Genomic DNA, 16987 nt, shown 5'->3' with positions numbered 1-16987 from the left:
CAGCCATCCAAATAATTAGGTTACACTTGAATTTTTAGATATTTTCGTAGCATTCAACTGATTATAATCATACCTATCAAAATGAAAACAAGCGTAGTATTAATACTTTTTCTATGTTGTTGCTGTCAAATTTCTTTGGCTCAACCGACTAGTGTAAAACTGGAAAACATTAAAGTTGATGCACCTTTTGAGATGCCTGAGATAACAATCCCCAATTTTGCAAATCTTCCAAATTATGACATCAGAAATTATGGAGCAATAGCTGGAGATAAAGAAAAAATCACCCATGCCATAGAAACAGCAATTGAAAAAGCGACTCAACAAGGTGGTACCGTTGTCATTCCTACCGGAGAATGGTTAACAAAAAAAATTCACCTAAAAAGCAATGTCAATTTACATATATCAGAGGGTGCCACCTTACTTTTTTCCGCAGACCCAAAAGATTATTTACCAGCCGTTTTTAGCACATGGGAAGGATTAGAATGTTACAATTATTCACCGTTAATCTATGCATTCGGAATTAAAAATATAGCCATTACAGGTAAAGGAACTATTAAAGCGCAAATGGATGTATGGCGAAAATGGTTTCCACGTCCGCAGGCACATATGGAAAGCATCAAAAACCTGTATAATTGGGCACAAGATGGTGTACCTGTAGAAAATAGAAACATGGTAAATGACACCTCCAACCTACGCCCCCAATTTGTGCAGTTCAATCGTTGTGAGAATATACTGATTGAAGACATTAAAATTCGCAACAGTCCATTTTGGACTGTACATTTATACTTGTCAAAAAACATTGTTGTACGCAATATTGACGTCTATGCACATGGACACAACAATGATGGTATTGATCCTGAAATGAGTCAAAATATCCTAATTGAAAACTGTGTATTTGATCAAGGCGACGATGCTGTAGCGATCAAGTCTGGAAGAAATCCCGAAGGATGGCGTTTACAAACACCTTCCAAAAATATTGTTATTCGTAATTGCACGATGAAAGATGGACATCAATTACTTGCTATAGGTAGCGAATTATCTGGTGGAATTGAAAATATTTTGGTCGAAAATTGTGAAGCTGGTGTTGGTGCTAAACTCATGCACCTATTGTTTATAAAAACAAATGAGCGCATGGGAGGCTATGTAAAAAATGTATATTTCAAGAATATAAAGGCACATGATTTGAGAGATGGAATACTGGGAATAGATACTGACGTATTGTATCAATGGCGCACACTCGTCCCTACTCGAATCAAGAAAACAACACCTATACAAAATGTATATCTTGAAAACATCGTAACTACGAATGGTAAATTCATTAGTAAAATAAATGGCAATCCAAGTGAACCTGTAAAGAATATATTATTGAAAAATGTACAACTTGAAAATGCGAGCGAAGATAAAAACCAACATAAGTTCGTGGAAGGTTTTCAAATCCAATAATTGTATTATTAATCACCTATACCACACACTGCATAGCAAGTGCGTGGTATAGGTGAATATAGGTTAATACACCATAATCTGATCCAAAACAATTCCTTCATCTAATGCTTTCACTTTGACAGTTATTTTTTTAGATGATTCGACAGGAAATTTCAAAGTTCGAAGTGCACGATTGGTTAACACATTTTCTTTCCATTCATCCGATCTACCTACAGTCTGAATCTCCATTATCTTTGCATCACCATCATTTATACTAACCGCGAAACGTAGCTTATTCCCTTCAACTGGATGATTTGGTGCCAGAGCAAAATCAAAATTCAATTCCCCGGATGATGTTGGTTTGATTTCGTAAAGAACTTCCGTGTTTTTAGCGATATGAATAGCTTTACTATTATATCCCAAACCATATGATTTAGGAGCTACCCCAGTGAATTTTTTAAAGTCAAGCCCATCCAATATTCGTATATAGGATTCATTTGTTTTCAACGGTTGTACAGCCTTTTCACGAGGAACACGATGAAAAACTTCGAGATTACGAGGCTTATAATTCATCATTCTTTGCCACTTCCCATTCGATATCGTATCATATTGGTTGGTCATTTGGACAATTTGATCAAAAGCTGCATCACTTTTATCCCACGATTCTTTATCATGTCTTGCTAATTGAGCATACATATGCTTCAGATTCATTGCTGCAGATGCGCGCACAGGGTATTCTACCAATTGAAAAAAGCTATTCCTCTTTGCTGGTAAAATTGAATTATAAATCTTTTTGACACGTTGTTCTAAGCTTTGATAATCTTCGATACGTTGACGAATACGATTTTCAGACCAAGGCATATCTTTAACTTGTTTAGTAACCGGGTTTTTATCTTCCGTATACGTATTGCCCATAAATTCAGGTTTACGTATATAGGCTAATCGGTAAAACTCATTGGTAATTTCTGTCAATTCTTTGCTAGATTTCTTGCCAAACTCTCGACCATACCAATTTTGAGTATAACGATCTAGACCTGATTTGTTGTCTTCAATTTTATTAATATTCCAAGCCATATCCAAGAACAACTCAATAGTGAATTCTGCAGGCTTTATATCGCCAACATTCAATACCCAAATATTATTCACACCTCTATCATACGCTGTTTTCATTTGGGTATAGATTAGCGCTGGATGGTTCGTCGACAACCACAAGTAGTCATGTGGTCTTCCCCAGTAAGAGGCATGATAATACATACCACTTCCACCAATTCTTTTTTGTTCTTTCTCAGTAGGGAAATGACGGATATAACCATAATTATCATCGCACCACACCAAGGTCACATCATCAGGCAAATCCAAGCCTAATTTATACACGTCCAAGACCTCCTTGTAAGGAATAAATACTTGAGACACGTCTTCAACCTTAGGATTTACTAAGTCGGTAATAAGCTTACGTTGGTCCTTGATAATATTATTAATTGCTACACGCTGTTCTTCCAAGGTATTCGCACCTAGCATTTTGCTATCGTGCACACCACGTATACCTAGAGTATAAATATTGTCCGAGCCTGCTAGTTCTCTGACACGCTCCTCCCAAAATTTAACAACAGACTCCCGATTATTTACATAATCATAGGGACCTTGTCCAGCTAATTTCCATTCAGCATTCGTATTGCGCATCATAGGCTCACAGTGGGATGTTCCAATGTAAATGCCGTATTTGTCTGCTATCTCCTTATTTTTTGGTGTCAAATAAAAAGCAATAGTACATTCATGCATCGCTGGCCAAAAGGTATTCGCGCGAAGTCTAAGTAGTAATTCAAAAATTCTTTCGTGCGTCCGTGGTCCAATCTCTCCCGACTTGCTTTCCTTTTCGTAGGTAAGGTAACTCCATGGCAACAACGCAAAATCTTCATCATTTAGAAAAATACCGCGATGCGCTACAGAGGGATAGTCCAACAATTTATAGCCTCTTGGTAAGGAATATTTTTTCAATTTTTCGGGGGTGGAATCTGCCCACCAAACCCAAGGAGAAACACCTATCAATCGTGACAATTCTAAAATTCCATAAGCAGCTCCACGTTTATCTGATCCTAATATTATCAATTCATTGTCAATGACCTGAATCAAAAATCCTTCTGGATTATTCCTTAACAAATTTAAATCTGATATCTGTACCTGCTGTTCAAGTTCTTTAGATACTCCTATTAAACTTACTCGAATAATAGTTTGCTGATTATTATCAATATTCCAATCAAAAACTGATTTATAATCGTTCTTAAAGATATCCAAAGCGGTTTTTATCACTTCTTCTTCAGTATTTAATTCGAGTAAAACCTTGACACCTTTGCCATTTTGAAATAATATATCACCTTTGGCAGCTACAATAGTGGTGCATAATAGGAGTAAAAATATAAGTCGTCTAAGTAATGTATTCATCGTTTAATTAGTGTTAAGAGTGTAGAGCTATATATGATAAAATCTGAACCACAAATGTGATTCAGATTTTGACTTAATGAAAAATATATTCTTTATTGAACTTTAAATGGTAAATACCAATTATTCATATCCAGTAGCTTCGCTCTTACTTGAGCAGCTTTAGGATTATTAGCTTTTAGTAACTTTTCATAAACCTTGTCAGCTAAAAAAGCTGGATCATTTCTTCTTCTCGCTATACGCATCAAATCTGACCAACGACTACCTTCGAAAGCAAGTTCTAAAGCAGCTTCCTCTATGATTTTATCTTCCAAATCTACTACTGGAACATTGTATTCAACCATCATTGTGCCATAATTACTTACAGTACCTGGTCCGTATTTTATTCCTGGAAAAGATATTGCTGGCAACATCGCTCGTCCTCTCACACCTATATTTCTATACCAAACACCTCTTACAATGTATTGATTATCTCGTGCATCAAAATGGTAGGGTGATGACTCAGAAAAAGTGATTCGACTCGCTCCAAAGCCTTCGTGAGATATCTGTGATTCTAACTCAAAAAAACTACCCGCAGCAATAGCCCCTGCCGAAGTAAATGCTCCATAGTAAAATGCTGACTTAATTCCGTGATTTAATAAAGCATAAGCAACACGACCCTTTCCATCACGATTCGCTGCCTCGGCAAAACGAAGGTGCGCTCCTGCTGCTCTTGCAATATTCCATTGCCCTCCTTTATTTAAGAGTGTCAAAGTAGAATTTGAATTGTCTGTATATTTCGTAATAACTGGATCTCCAGCAGCGTCTATTGTGTATGATAATTTACCACGTGCGTCCCAAGGAACACCGTTTATATTTGTTTTGCTATTCCAAATATCCATCGATTTTTGGGATGGTTTAATTTGATAATTACCTTCTTTAGATGCCAACTCAATAAATGGGTTTCCTGGAGCGAAGGAATTGTGATATGGGATAGCCCAGTTCCATTCTGAATTCCAATGTCTGTTTGTATTTGACAATGCAAAGAGGCTTCTCCAACCTTCTGTCAATGAATTCACCAATGATGAACCTTCTTGTCCACGAGCAAATGAAACTTGAATATTAGCATCTGGACCATCGTACCATCCAACACGGTTATGATTAAACTGCTGACTTACATTAGAGTTTTTATCCTCAGCAGACAATACTTTTTTATACCATCGAGCTGCTTCTAGGTAATTTCCTTTCCACAAATACAATTCTCCAATTACATGTGGCTTGTTCGCAAAAATCTTGTTCGTATTATAACCATCTGTAGTAAAAATCAGGGATGTACCCGTTGGATAGCTAAAATATTCTAAAAAAGGTAAGTCTTTTACATCATTTATTAAGATATCTATCAAATCATCAAATTTCGTTTTAGGTTTATTACCTAAATCTTTAATCTGTGTTACATCTTCAATATTACTGTCGATGTAAGGTACATCACCAAAGTGAATTCCCAATTGTAAATATAACCAAGTACGTAATACCATAATATCGGAATAACGTTGGCTGAACTCCGAATTACTCAACTTTCCTTCTTGCTCCATAACCTTAAAATTATGAAGTGCGTCATTACAACTAAATATTACTTTATAGAATAAAGAGGGATCTGCATAAGGATTATCGACAGTTACTTCGTGGTTGGAAATTTGCTGCAAAAAAGGATTAGCATTTCTCGTAACGTCTACCAAATCAGCACGTAATTCATTCCAAATAATATATTTATCACCTAAAGAGGCAAACTGACCATAAATACCTAGCACGGCTGCATCTGCATCTGCTAACGTATTGTAAATTAGCGACCGATCAAGTTTATCCTCGGGCTGAATTTCCAAGGTCTTACTACACGAAATGGCAAGTATACTGGTACAAATTGTACCTATTAAAAAACTTTTTGAAAATCTTATCATATTCATAATATTATAACCCTAAACGTACCCCTAATTGGAATGATCTGAATTGAGGTTCAAGCGTAACATCTATACCTTGATTTAAAATATCAGCAGATTGAGCAAACTCAGGATCATATCCTAGATATTTAGTAAATGTCAATAAATTATTTGCTGTACCGTATATGCGCACATATTTTAATATAGCTTTATCCACAGGGATCATATACTCTACAGATACCTGTCTCAATCTAAGGTAAGATCCATCTTCTATCCAACGATCCGAAAACCTAGCGTTACCCATCGGATCATTGTATGCTGCTTTAGGAACATTAGTAATCTGTCCCTCTGCCTTCCATCTATTGTTTAGCAATTCAGTCTGATTGTAGAAAGAACTTCCTGATTCTAATTGCGCTCTGGTATAATTATACACGTCGTTTCCAAGGGAATATGTAACCAAAGCACCAAATTTCCAATTTTTAAATGTTACGGCATTATTTAAACCGCCATAAATAACTGGATTTGAATTACCTATAACAGTTCTATCTTGTTCATTAATAATTTTATCTCCATTACGATCTGAAAATTTAGCATCACCTGCTTTAAAAGGAACTTTGTCACCTGCCACATTCAAAATGCCCAATCCATCAGCGGAAGCTTCTGCCGAAGTGCTATACACTCCTTCAAAAGTATACCCATAAAATGCATTTGGTGAGTCCCCAACACGTGTAATCATTGTAGCTCCGGCATAGGAATTATAAGCTGTCTCTGGTAGGCTAATGACTTTTGATTTTGCATGACTCATTGTCAAATTTGCATCCCACTTTACTTTTGAGTCTACAATACGACCAAATACTCCTAAGTCTAGACCTTTAGTCTCCAAGCGTCCGTTATTAAAAAGGTAGTAGGCAACTCCAGAAACCGTATTACCTCTATTATACGACAACATATCTTTCGTACTATTTCTATAGACATCTATCGTTAGATTAATGCGCTCTTGAGCGAATGATAAATCCAAGCCTGCATTTATTTTCTCCACATTTTCCCATTGCAAGTATGGATTTGAAATACCATCTCTTACTAACCCTTGTACTCCCAAGAAATTTTGAGATGCATACATGTCTCTAGCATTAAAATTACCTATATCATCATTCCCTACAATACCGTAACTCACTCTCAATTTTGCTAAATTCAAAGATTCGCTACCTTTTAAGAAATCTTCATTAGATAGAATCCAAGCTGCACCAACTGCAGGAAATACTCCATACTTATGACCATTCAATGCTACTCCTTGCTCTACTTTACTACCAAATCTTGAAGAACCATCTAATGATAATGCTGCATTCAGGATATATCTATTTTTAAAAGTCACATTTGAAAGCGCATATAGTGTTTGATTAGCCCATTTGCCAATATATCCACCATACGAACGAGAAGATGCTGTAGAATTACCTATACTTACTAACTGATCTGTCGCCGAGTTATACCCCATAGCATAATCTTGTTCTGCATCATGTTGATGATAACGGAAACCACCTATAGCCTGAACTTTCAATTCGTTATGTAATTCTTTTTGATAGCTTAATCGTATATCATTTGATATACCATAGTAACGACCAACCTGTGTACCCAATCTACTGTAAACCTCCATATTATTTACCGTATCCTTCGCTACACCTTTTTTAGGTATAAAGAAGTTTTCTTGTGCTTTATCGTAAGTAACTGCAGTCACATTACTCAGGGTAAATGAATTATTAAATTTGTAATCAAAATTTATTGACCCATGAAAACGATAAGCCTTTTTATTATTCACACCATTAAAAATTAACTGCATGGGGTTTGAAAGACCAAAGTAATCTGCTTCTGCATAATTAGGTGATATCGTCCCATCAGCAGCCATATCATTTGTATTCAAGAATGGTGCTTTGATCATCGATAGGAATATAGGATTAGTCTTTGGTGAGAGTCCTTGATCCTTAAGAGCTTGTTGACCATAACCAACTGATATATTCGTTTGTGCTGAAAGCTTATTTGCTAGACGCATATCACTATTAAAACGTGCTGAATATCTATCTTGTTTAGTATTGTCAATAATTCCTTTATCACTATTATAACCTACTGACAATGCATAATTAGCAATATTATCACCGCCTGTTACACGCAAATAATAATTTTGATCTAAAGAATTTTTTAACGCTTTATCTTGCCAATTAGTTTCATTATGGTATACAGGGTACAAACTAAAGTTTGGGTTATCAATATTGAAAGGCATTGCTGCAATTTCTTCACCACTAAAATTGGATGTAGCCAATACATCATTGAGATAGCTTCTGTAATTGTAAGCCTTCATCATTGGAATCGACTTTGGTCTAAAATTATAACCTGTCGTCGCTTGAAAATCAATCTTAGTTGCCAATTCATTTGCATGTGTTGTATTTATAACCACAACACCATTCGCCGCACGCGCACCATAAATAGCTGTAGATACCGCATCCTTAAGAACTGTTACATCTTGGATGTCCCTCAAATCTATGTGCTGTAATGGATTATTCTCATGCCCCGATGTAATAGAAGGGGTCAACATCTCAGCATTATAAACTACCCCATCTATAATATACAACGGTTGATTCTGAGTGAACAACGAGCCTATATTACGCACGAACAAGTTGGCTCCCATAGATGGAGTTCCGGATTTACGTATAACTTGTACACCTGACATTTTACCTTGCAGATAACTCGTTATCGTTTCAGAATTTTGCTCCCATGCATTAATATAAGCTTTCTGTACTGCACCTGCTGAATGTAATATATCATTTTTACCAAATACGGTTTCAGTAGCGTCATAATTCGAACTATAACCTATTGGATATAGTTTTACTTGTATAGGCTTATCAAATACTACAGGTATAGACTTCTGAATATAACCATCCATAGACACATTAATTACAGCCCATGAATTATTCACATCTACCTCAAAAGCCCCATTGTTGTCTGTAAGTTTTGCTACAGCAACACCATAAGTAACACGAGCTCCTGCAACAGGTTTATTTGTTCGGCTATCAATTACTATTCCCTTCACATGATTCGATTTTTGCTGTGTGACCAATGCTGCAGACTTTATTTCCTGACTATACGCAGAGGTAACCTGAAGACTCGCAAACAGGCAAATAGTAGTAATCTTAGAATTGAAAATATTATTAAACTTTATCATGCGTATTGGTTATTGAATAATGGGAACAAATCGTAAATATTCCAATATAATCGGCCCAGTTCCGTTAGACATCACAAGAAGTGGAAGGTTTCCATATTGATTCTGGGTTACCTCACCAAGATATACTTCATTATGATTTAACACATTGACGCCAAATGTAAAACGTGTATCTGTGGATCCTAAATGATTGACAACAGATTTTTTATACAAATCCACTTCGTTAGGAGCAACTAACGCAGGATTTAAGAAATGTACATACTGTGTGAATACGGCTGTCTGTGGATCGCCAGGAAGGCCCATGATTGCACGTCCATACACCTTATACCTATTCACATTCATAGCTGTGGCTCTATATTTCACATAGAAAGCAGTCACATTATGACCATGAATCTCAATATCTTTGTAAAGATTTCCTATTGTATCGCGTTTATCTCTGAAATAGGTGTTTCCTCTTTTATCAGTTTGCTTATATCCTATAGGATTCACACCAAATACTATTTTTTCTTTGATCTGATTTACTAACTCAACATCAATACTATGCACCCGATAGACGACACCATTACTAGCCTTATGTCTTGAGATCACACTTCCTGAAGGAATTTTAAATTTCGTACCGCTAATAGAAGTCAGCTCTTGGGACAACTCCGTTTCCAATAAATCTCCTTCTACAATAAAATCTCTTAAGAGAAACTTTTTCGCAAAGAAAGTAGTTGTACTATCAGGTCTATGTGTATTTCCTTCTTCATAATTTGTTTTGAAATAAGGATACAACTTGTTGAATTCAGCATCAAAAGCCGCGTCATCTATCACAAAATAAGTATACTTTCTATTTTCGGTAGTCATATTACGACGCACATCTGATACCCATACAGGACTTGTCTTATAATATGTCTGATCATTTTCTATATAAGCTGTATCAAATGATTCTATTGCCTGTACTTGCTTCGTACCTGCAAACTCTAACTTCACTAAGCTATAAATATTGTTTAGTGGTTGCAATGACTGACCTATTACGTGGTACAATCCATTGCTCGCTGTCAAATTTTTAGATTTTGGTTGTATTCCATCAAAAGAGCCACGCGTAAATTCAACATATTTATTTCTGAAATTTTGTGCTTTAATAGTATCTGTATTATCATTCACACTGTAAATCGAATTGATAATATGGTAACCTACAAAACTTCGAACAACAGCTGTATCATTGAAATTATATTGAGTTTGTGCAGCATTGATTGCCTCATTCGTTGGAATTAATACGGTATAATTCTTAGATGCCTTTAAACTTTCAGCATAGCCTGATTTTTCTAATAAATCAGCAAAAGAACTGTAATCCGAAGAAGATGAAATTATCTCAAATAAATTCAATTGCGAATTAGCATCATTATTTCCAAAATGCGCTTCCCATTTGTCACTACAACCTGTTAAACAAATAAAAAGTATGGGCACTACATATATTAAAATTTTCTTCATACGTATGTAATCAATTATTGTGGTCTATAGAATAATTCACCTGGATAATGGTGGAATCTTGGATAATATTGCTCAGGATCGTCAGCAGGAATAAAATGTACCATATCTAACCATACAGCATTACTTGACCATCTAGGCTCACTAATAGCATAGAAACTTAGCGTATGTCTGTCTGTGGTTTCTACATTGATAGTACCAGCAAGACGTCCTACATTCAATAATCCGTCACCATTTTTTGCTAGAAGTGATTGTGTGACACCATTTGCATTTACATCTCCTACTGTTGCATAATAACGTTTATATCCTTGAGCCAAAAGTAAGTTGTCTGAATTAGGATCGGTTCCTAGTACAGTTGCATTTACACCTGACCCAGTTAAAGTTTGATTTAACATTATAAGATTTGGTAATACTTGCTCATCTGACTTTCCAGGATTAAATGTTACTTGAAGATTTGCTGCATTACTATTTTGGACATAACAAACCCAAACTTTATATCTACCCTTTACTAAAAAAGGAGTTTTAATCTCGAAAGTAGTTGGTCTATTTGGACTCGTTGTACTCATCGTCAAGTCAAGATAATCACCATTTACACCAGGTCTTTTTGTTGATAAGGCTGTCGTTGTGTATCTATTAGTACCAACCGTACTTACATTGAGTGGATAGAAAGTAAACGTATTGGCAATAGGTAAACCATTAGCTATTAATGATGTTTGCCTATTACGATAAGACCCTCCTAATGCTGATACCATTTCTGGAGCTGATGCTAAATCAAAATACACAGGTACTTGAGGTCTTACTTTTATTCTAAACGATTGATTGGTCTCATGCATTACACCATTCGATGCTAATACATCAGATTTAGATCGATTTAATTCGGCCCCAGGCTCTAACACGCCGTTGAAAATATCTTCATTCAAAAGAACTTTTGAATTTTCAAATTTAGTGCTGATTATTTCTTTTGGAGCTAGGGTATATAATGATAATGATTGAATAATATCCTCCAAAAACTTACCGTCATTCATAATATGGTATGCCATGTATAACCATAAACTATCATTTGGATTCTTCGGGTTATTCAAATGCGAATATTTTTGTTTTAAAGCAGCATAATCGTTAATTCCCTGTGTCTTCAAAACAGAATCTGATTCTACAATAACGGTTTGAAAGCGTTTTTCTACAGGTACAATATTTCCTCTTTCAAAATATAGCGTATCGTAGAATCCCGTTTCTTTCAATGCTTCCGTAAATATGGAATAGTTCGGGTTTTTTTCAATTATTTCTGCTAAGCTTAAGGCTGGTGGTGTCAATACTTTATTTACAATATGAATTAAACCATTGCCCGTATATATATTACTTTTACTTAAACTTGCTGTTCTATTAATCCTATATGTTTGATCTGTCAAATCAGTGAAAAGATACTCACCAAACAATGTCGGTGACTTTATCTTACCATCACTAAAACGTGTCGTAGCAACAGTATCCCGAATGACATGATATTTTACGAAATCAACTAAATCACTTTCACTAAAATCAGTAACCGCCGATTTGCCATTCGCCTTTATCCATTCCGTAACGGCATCATTTGTAGGAGCAAATAAGGTATAAGTACCATATGCTCCTAGGAATCCTGCTGTTTTGGAACGATAAAGTATATCAACGAATAAAGAAAATTGATCTTTGTTGTTTTCTAAGTATCCTGTGATATTAACCTCATCTGTAGTCGTCTGCCTATAATTTTCCTTTTGACAGGAATTGATGAATATTACTACTAATATTGTCAATACGCCGTATATCCAATATTGATTTAAAAATCTTTTCATATCGATTTATTTTAGATAAAATGGATTCTGAACCAATTTGTTGTCTCTAAATAGCTCTTCTTCGTGTATAGGCAAATAATGACTATTCACATCTCTACCTTTGTTCAATGCAGATTGTTGAACTGAAGAATCTACTATTTTAGATATCACATCGATAATAACACTGATATTCGTATAATTATCCTTCTTTGCCAATCGCAATACATCGAACCATCTCTTTCCTTCAAAACAAAACTCTCGAGCACGCTCTTGGAAAATAAATTGTATGACATCATCCAAATTATCTTCATCCACAACTCTATTACTTGCTTCAATTGCCCCTCTACTCTCTCTTAGTTTATACAATATTTGAAGTGCTTCAGCCCCTCTATCTTGTTCTGCAGCCGCTTCAGCTTTTAATAACATTGCATCCGAGATTCTGAAAATTGGGAAATTATAGAAGCTTGGGGTTTCTTCTCCGTATTTTAAAACAGTACCATTACTCCTGTAGAGCACACCTTCTCCTCTACTATCAAATTTGTCCATATCGACCTGCAAATTGGGCGGAAAAAATTCAGTGTCAATAATTTCAGTTAAAGCGATATATGGAATACGACCTGTACTAACTAATGGTGTCAGTGGATTTGCCCTAGATTCTTTATGACTAATCTCAAATATGGTCTCTGAATTAGATACATCAAATGAAGTGGAAGTCATACGACCTACTAGCTGGTATCTATTACTGCTTAAAACTTTATCCAATTCTACTTCTGCTGCTGCATATTGTTCTTTCCACATGTACAATTCAGCCAATAGCATATGTACAGCTGGTTTTACAATTCTACCTGTATTGTCAGGATTAACAGAAAAGTTGTTCATAGCTGCCACCTGGTAGTCTGGCACTAGATTTTGTGCTTTCTTAAGATCTTGTTCTAATTGATCAAGAACTACAATAGCCGAAACTTGACCAATAGTTTGCACGTCTGTATCTCTATATGATCCGTTGAGTTTCAAAGGAATTTCTTTGAATGTACGTATTAAATAAAAGTATAATAGACTACGTATAGTCAAAGCTTCCCCCACGTAGCTATTATACTCTGCATCGGTAAATGTAGGATCGCTCGTTTTTGCATCTGGAGCAAAATCGATTAATAAATTACAATTATTGATGACGGAATACAACGCAGCCCAGTTAGATATATCATTCATACTTAGAATGTTGTAATTCCTAACAAGTCTATAATCTTCGGTTGCATAACTTGAAACATCGACCATATCTGCTCTTAACTCACCCCAAAGAAAAATCCTTGTTTCGACAGGTCCAGCATTCAAAGAAGAATATATCCCCATTAAAGCTGCACGCACATCTTCCTTGGTTTTCCAAAATTCAGATTTAGTAATTCCATCTTGAGGCTGTAGATCTAGCCATTTATTACATGATGACACCACAAATCCCAACAAGGTTAATAGACCAACTAAATATATTTTTTTCATCGTCTCTTAATTAAAATCTTGCATTAATACCTAAAGTTATAGTCTTCAATGGCGGAGTCATTGAATTGTCCATCAATACTGAAAATGCATCTTTATATCGTATGGCTACATCTGGATCTTGACCTGTATAATTCGTGAAAGTCAATAAGTTCTCTACTGTCACATAGGTACTCAACTGTCCCATTTTTACACGATCTAAGAATTTCTTGTTGAAATCGTATTTTAATGTCAACGTACGTAAGCGTAAGAAACTTGCATCCTCCACATATCTACTAGACCCCAATGAATTGTATCCTGTGCCAAACAACGCTCTTGGCATATCTGTAATATCCCCCTCTTCTCTCCATCTTCTCAATACTGCTGTACTTTGATTATTGTAATTCAGCATATCAGTAGTATTCATCTTAGTTCCATTAATTATATCAGACCCTTGTCTGTAATTGAAGAATGTTGACAAAGACCACTGTTTGTTGTAACTCACATTAATACCGAAGCCTCCTGTAAATTTTGGGTTACTATTACCTAGATAGACTATATCTTTGTGATCGATTACACCATCAAAATTGATATCCTCATACATAGCATCACCAGCTTGGAATACATAATCAACAGTAGGATAATTGAAGCGCATATAAATGGTCTCGCCATCTGGGCTTATGATTTGGTTTCCTTCGCGGTCAAGTGCAATAGTCTCGTTTTTATCCTTATACACACCTTTATAACGGAATCCATAAAATGATCCGAATGGATTATCTTCCTGCAAATAAGTGAAGAATGATTTATTTTTTAACGAAGCGCGTGCATTTTCACGTGGATATAATGGTGATATTTCACGTATAATATTACGATTGTTGGCAATATTAAAGTTGAGATTCACATTCCATTTGTTATTACGTACAGGTGCATAGTATAAACTAGCTTCCCAGCCGTCATTATCCATTACGCCGACATTCATAGCCAAAGAGTTGAAACCATTATAGTTTGCGATTTGAATGTTGTTCATAAATAAATCTGATGTTCTACGCTTATACACATCACCTCCCAAAATCAATCTATTCTTTAGTAGTTCAATGTCAATACCCACATTAGATTGTGTAATGGTTTCCCAACGCAAATTCGCTAGTTCTATATTAGAAGAATAAACTCCATTCTGACCCAAATAGGCATAATCGTACGTATTATAAATATTTATATACGAATAAGCACCTCCAGGAGCCTTACCGCTTCTTCCCCAACTCGCTCTAAACTTAATATCATCTATAAAGCCCAAATTTTGGATAAACTTCTCTTGCCCCATACGCCATGCGCCTGAGATAGCTGGGAAATAACCAAATCTATTAGCTGCACCAAATCTTGAATTGCCATCCATACGAAAACTAGCCATAAAAATGTATCTATTTTTGAAAGCATAATTCATCTGACCCAATAAGCCTATTGAGCGTGTTTCTGTCAATGATGATTGTGCATAGCCTGTAAGAGTACGTGATGGTATTGATGGATCTTGCAAATAAGATGAACCCGTATTCGTTGATGATAGTCCTTGGATCGTATATCTATCCTGCTCAGTGAATAACGTGACGTTTCCTGTGAACAAATGATCTAAACCCAGTTGCGGGTTAACCAATAAACTTGTCTTTGTACTCATCGCGAATCTGTCATAATCTGAATCATTTGCCACGTTTACTGAATTTTCAGTAAACGGTCTCCCTGTAGCAATTTGAGGTAGGAAAGTTTTAGTTTTATTATTATTAATATTAAAAGATAAATTACTTACCAATGTCAATACTTGTGGAATAATTTTATAATTCACCGCAAATCTCGATGTCAGTACATCTCCCAATTGATTACTCAATGCATTGTCTGCCATTGACAATGGGTTATATGTACCTGCGTACGTACCCTGTGCTGTACTGACAGGCGTAAATAAATTACCTGTTGGATTACCATATTCATCATATTCCCAAACAGCTTGATTTGGCATTTTGCGATACGCAATATCACGAAGTGCTCTAAAGTAGTTTTGATTCGTATTTACATGTGAATACGATAAATCAGATTGAAAAGTAATACGCTCTGATACTATATAATCCAAATTAATACGTGCAGACAACCTATCAGAAGATGTTCCTATTGTTGTACCCGCATTATTGAAATACCCCAAAGACCCCATATACCTAGCCTTTTCACCCCCACCTCGTATCTGTATATTATGATCTTGAAAATACCCCAATTGTGTAATAGCGTCTACCCAATCACTATTATTACTGAAATTATGATAAGTATAGGTATTGTACGGATCGTATTGAAATTGCTGTGCATTTTCGGATATTGAAAATACCCTTCCTGCATTATAAAACTCTTCTAATAACAATGTAGTATACTGGTCTCCATTTAATAAAGGTATCGGACTTGGTTGCTTTGAAATTGAACCCTTGAAGGTATAACCTAAAGTTGGTTTACTTACTGTCCCGCGTTTTGTATTAATCACCAATACACCATTCGCACCACGAGATCCCCAAATGGCCGTTGCTGCAGCATCTTTTAATACCGATATATCTTGAATATCTGATGGAGCAATATTTAATAATTGACCATAAGCATTGTCATCAGAGGTTGCAAAATCAAAATCATCAGGAATAGTGATTTCATATGGCATACCATCTACTACTATCAATGGATCAGAAGCACCATTCAAAGAAGTAGTACCTCTAATCTTGATTTGCATACCTGCACCAGGATCACCTGACACTGTCGCAATATCAACACCAGGAAGTCGACCTTGTAAAGCCTGATCTATAGATGCTGATTGCATCTCCGCCATCTCTGACATGTTGATCGTAGCTATAGACGCTGTATTGCGAGCCTTAGATAACCCCATCCCAGTACCATCGTCAACTGGCTTTGATGCGTTAATAACTACCTCTTCCATTTGTTGGGAAGTAGATTGTATTTGAACATTGATTGTTCTACGATCGCCAATAGTTATATTTCCTGAAGCTTCGTATCCCGTACTTGTAACGTATAGACGCAAGCCTTTAAGTTTAGTACGTAAACTATAATTACCTTCAATATCTGAAGTAGTACCTGCAATAGTCCTATTCTCATTATCCTTCAACACGACAGTGGCTCCAGGAATAGGTTCTTTAGATTCCTTATCTGTGATTTTACCCACAATTACAGTCTCAGTAGTCTGAGCAATTGTATTCATGTGCACAAAAGAGAAGATTAATCCAATTATAATA

8 protein-coding genes are annotated in these 16987 nt (G+C 35.8%); 1 reads left to right on the top strand and 7 read right to left on the bottom strand.

What is annotated here, in order from left to right; genetic code table 11:
- The first annotated feature begins 81 nt into the window (after positions 1-81).
- Positions 82-1443 carry a glycoside hydrolase family 28 protein gene (locus IPZ78_RS01610; protein WP_225551180.1) on the top strand — a complete coding sequence of 454 codons (1362 nt, stop codon included), beginning with the start codon at positions 82-84 and terminating at the stop codon, positions 1441-1443.
- 63 nt (positions 1444-1506) lie between these two features.
- On the opposite strand, the gene IPZ78_RS01605 is transcribed toward IPZ78_RS01610, so the two are convergent.
- The 7 genes from IPZ78_RS01605 to IPZ78_RS01575 all read right to left on the bottom strand — a co-directional run bounded on the left by IPZ78_RS01605 (position 1507) and on the right by IPZ78_RS01575 (position 16953).
- The gene (locus tag IPZ78_RS01605; protein WP_225551179.1) at positions 1507-3861 is read right to left on the bottom strand and encodes a glycosyl hydrolase 115 family protein; all 2355 of its coding nucleotides are present in this window, start codon (positions 3859-3861) and stop codon (positions 1507-1509) included.
- 92 nt (positions 3862-3953) lie between these two features.
- On the bottom strand, positions 3954-5798 hold the full coding sequence (locus IPZ78_RS01600) for a RagB/SusD family nutrient uptake outer membrane protein (RefSeq protein WP_225551178.1): 1845 nt from the start codon (positions 5796-5798) through the stop codon (positions 3954-3956).
- A gap of 4 nt (positions 5799-5802) precedes the next feature.
- Positions 5803-8982, bottom strand: coding sequence for a SusC/RagA family TonB-linked outer membrane protein (locus IPZ78_RS01595; protein WP_225551177.1), 3180 nt, complete (start codon positions 8980-8982; stop codon positions 5803-5805).
- 9 nt (positions 8983-8991) lie between these two features.
- Positions 8992-10452 carry a fasciclin domain-containing protein gene (locus IPZ78_RS01590; protein ID WP_225551176.1) on the bottom strand — a complete coding sequence of 487 codons (1461 nt, stop codon included), beginning with the start codon at positions 10450-10452 and terminating at the stop codon, positions 8992-8994.
- Positions 10453-10466: 14 nt separating this feature from the next.
- Positions 10467-12272 (bottom strand): fasciclin domain-containing protein, encoded by a 1806-nt coding sequence (locus IPZ78_RS01585; protein ID WP_225551175.1) that lies wholly within the window; start codon positions 12270-12272, stop codon positions 10467-10469.
- A gap of 6 nt (positions 12273-12278) precedes the next feature.
- Positions 12279-13745, bottom strand: a complete 1467-nt coding sequence (locus IPZ78_RS01580) for a RagB/SusD family nutrient uptake outer membrane protein (RefSeq protein ID WP_225551174.1) — start codon at positions 13743-13745, stop codon at positions 12279-12281.
- A gap of 10 nt (positions 13746-13755) precedes the next feature.
- Complete coding sequence (locus IPZ78_RS01575) at positions 13756-16953, bottom strand: SusC/RagA family TonB-linked outer membrane protein (protein ID WP_225551173.1); 3198 nt, start codon at positions 16951-16953, stop codon at positions 13756-13758.
- Positions 16954-16987: the final 34 nt, after the last annotated feature.

Origin of the sequence: Sphingobacterium bovistauri (assembly GCF_020295405.1) — a bacterium.
In the GTDB taxonomy this organism is placed as follows: domain Bacteria; phylum Bacteroidota; class Bacteroidia; order Sphingobacteriales; family Sphingobacteriaceae; genus Sphingobacterium; species Sphingobacterium bovistauri.
Note: the sequence above shows the minus strand (reverse complement) of the source record. Positions and strands in the feature narration are given on the sequence as shown.

Bases quoted from the DNA above. Each gene is read 5' to 3' on its own strand.
- IPZ78_RS01605 (WP_225551179.1), bottom strand. From the start codon at position 3,861: ATGAATACATTACTTAGACGACTTATATTTTTACTCCTATTATGCACC.
- IPZ78_RS01590 (WP_225551176.1), bottom strand. From the start codon at position 10,452: ATGAAGAAAATTTTAATATATGTAGTGCCCATACTTTTTATTTGTTTA.
- IPZ78_RS01595 (WP_225551177.1), bottom strand. From the start codon at position 8,982: ATGATAAAGTTTAATAATATTTTCAATTCTAAGATTACTACTATTTGC.
- IPZ78_RS01580 (WP_225551174.1), bottom strand. From the start codon at position 13,745: ATGAAAAAAATATATTTAGTTGGTCTATTAACCTTGTTGGGATTTGTG.
- IPZ78_RS01585 (WP_225551175.1), bottom strand. From the start codon at position 12,272: ATGAAAAGATTTTTAAATCAATATTGGATATACGGCGTATTGACAATA.
- IPZ78_RS01600 (WP_225551178.1), bottom strand. From the start codon at position 5,798: ATGAATATGATAAGATTTTCAAAAAGTTTTTTAATAGGTACAATTTGT.
- IPZ78_RS01575 (WP_225551173.1), bottom strand. From the start codon at position 16,953: ATGAATACAATTGCTCAGACTACTGAGACTGTAATTGTGGGTAAAATC.
- IPZ78_RS01610 (WP_225551180.1), top strand. From the start codon at position 82: ATGAAAACAAGCGTAGTATTAATACTTTTTCTATGTTGTTGCTGTCAA.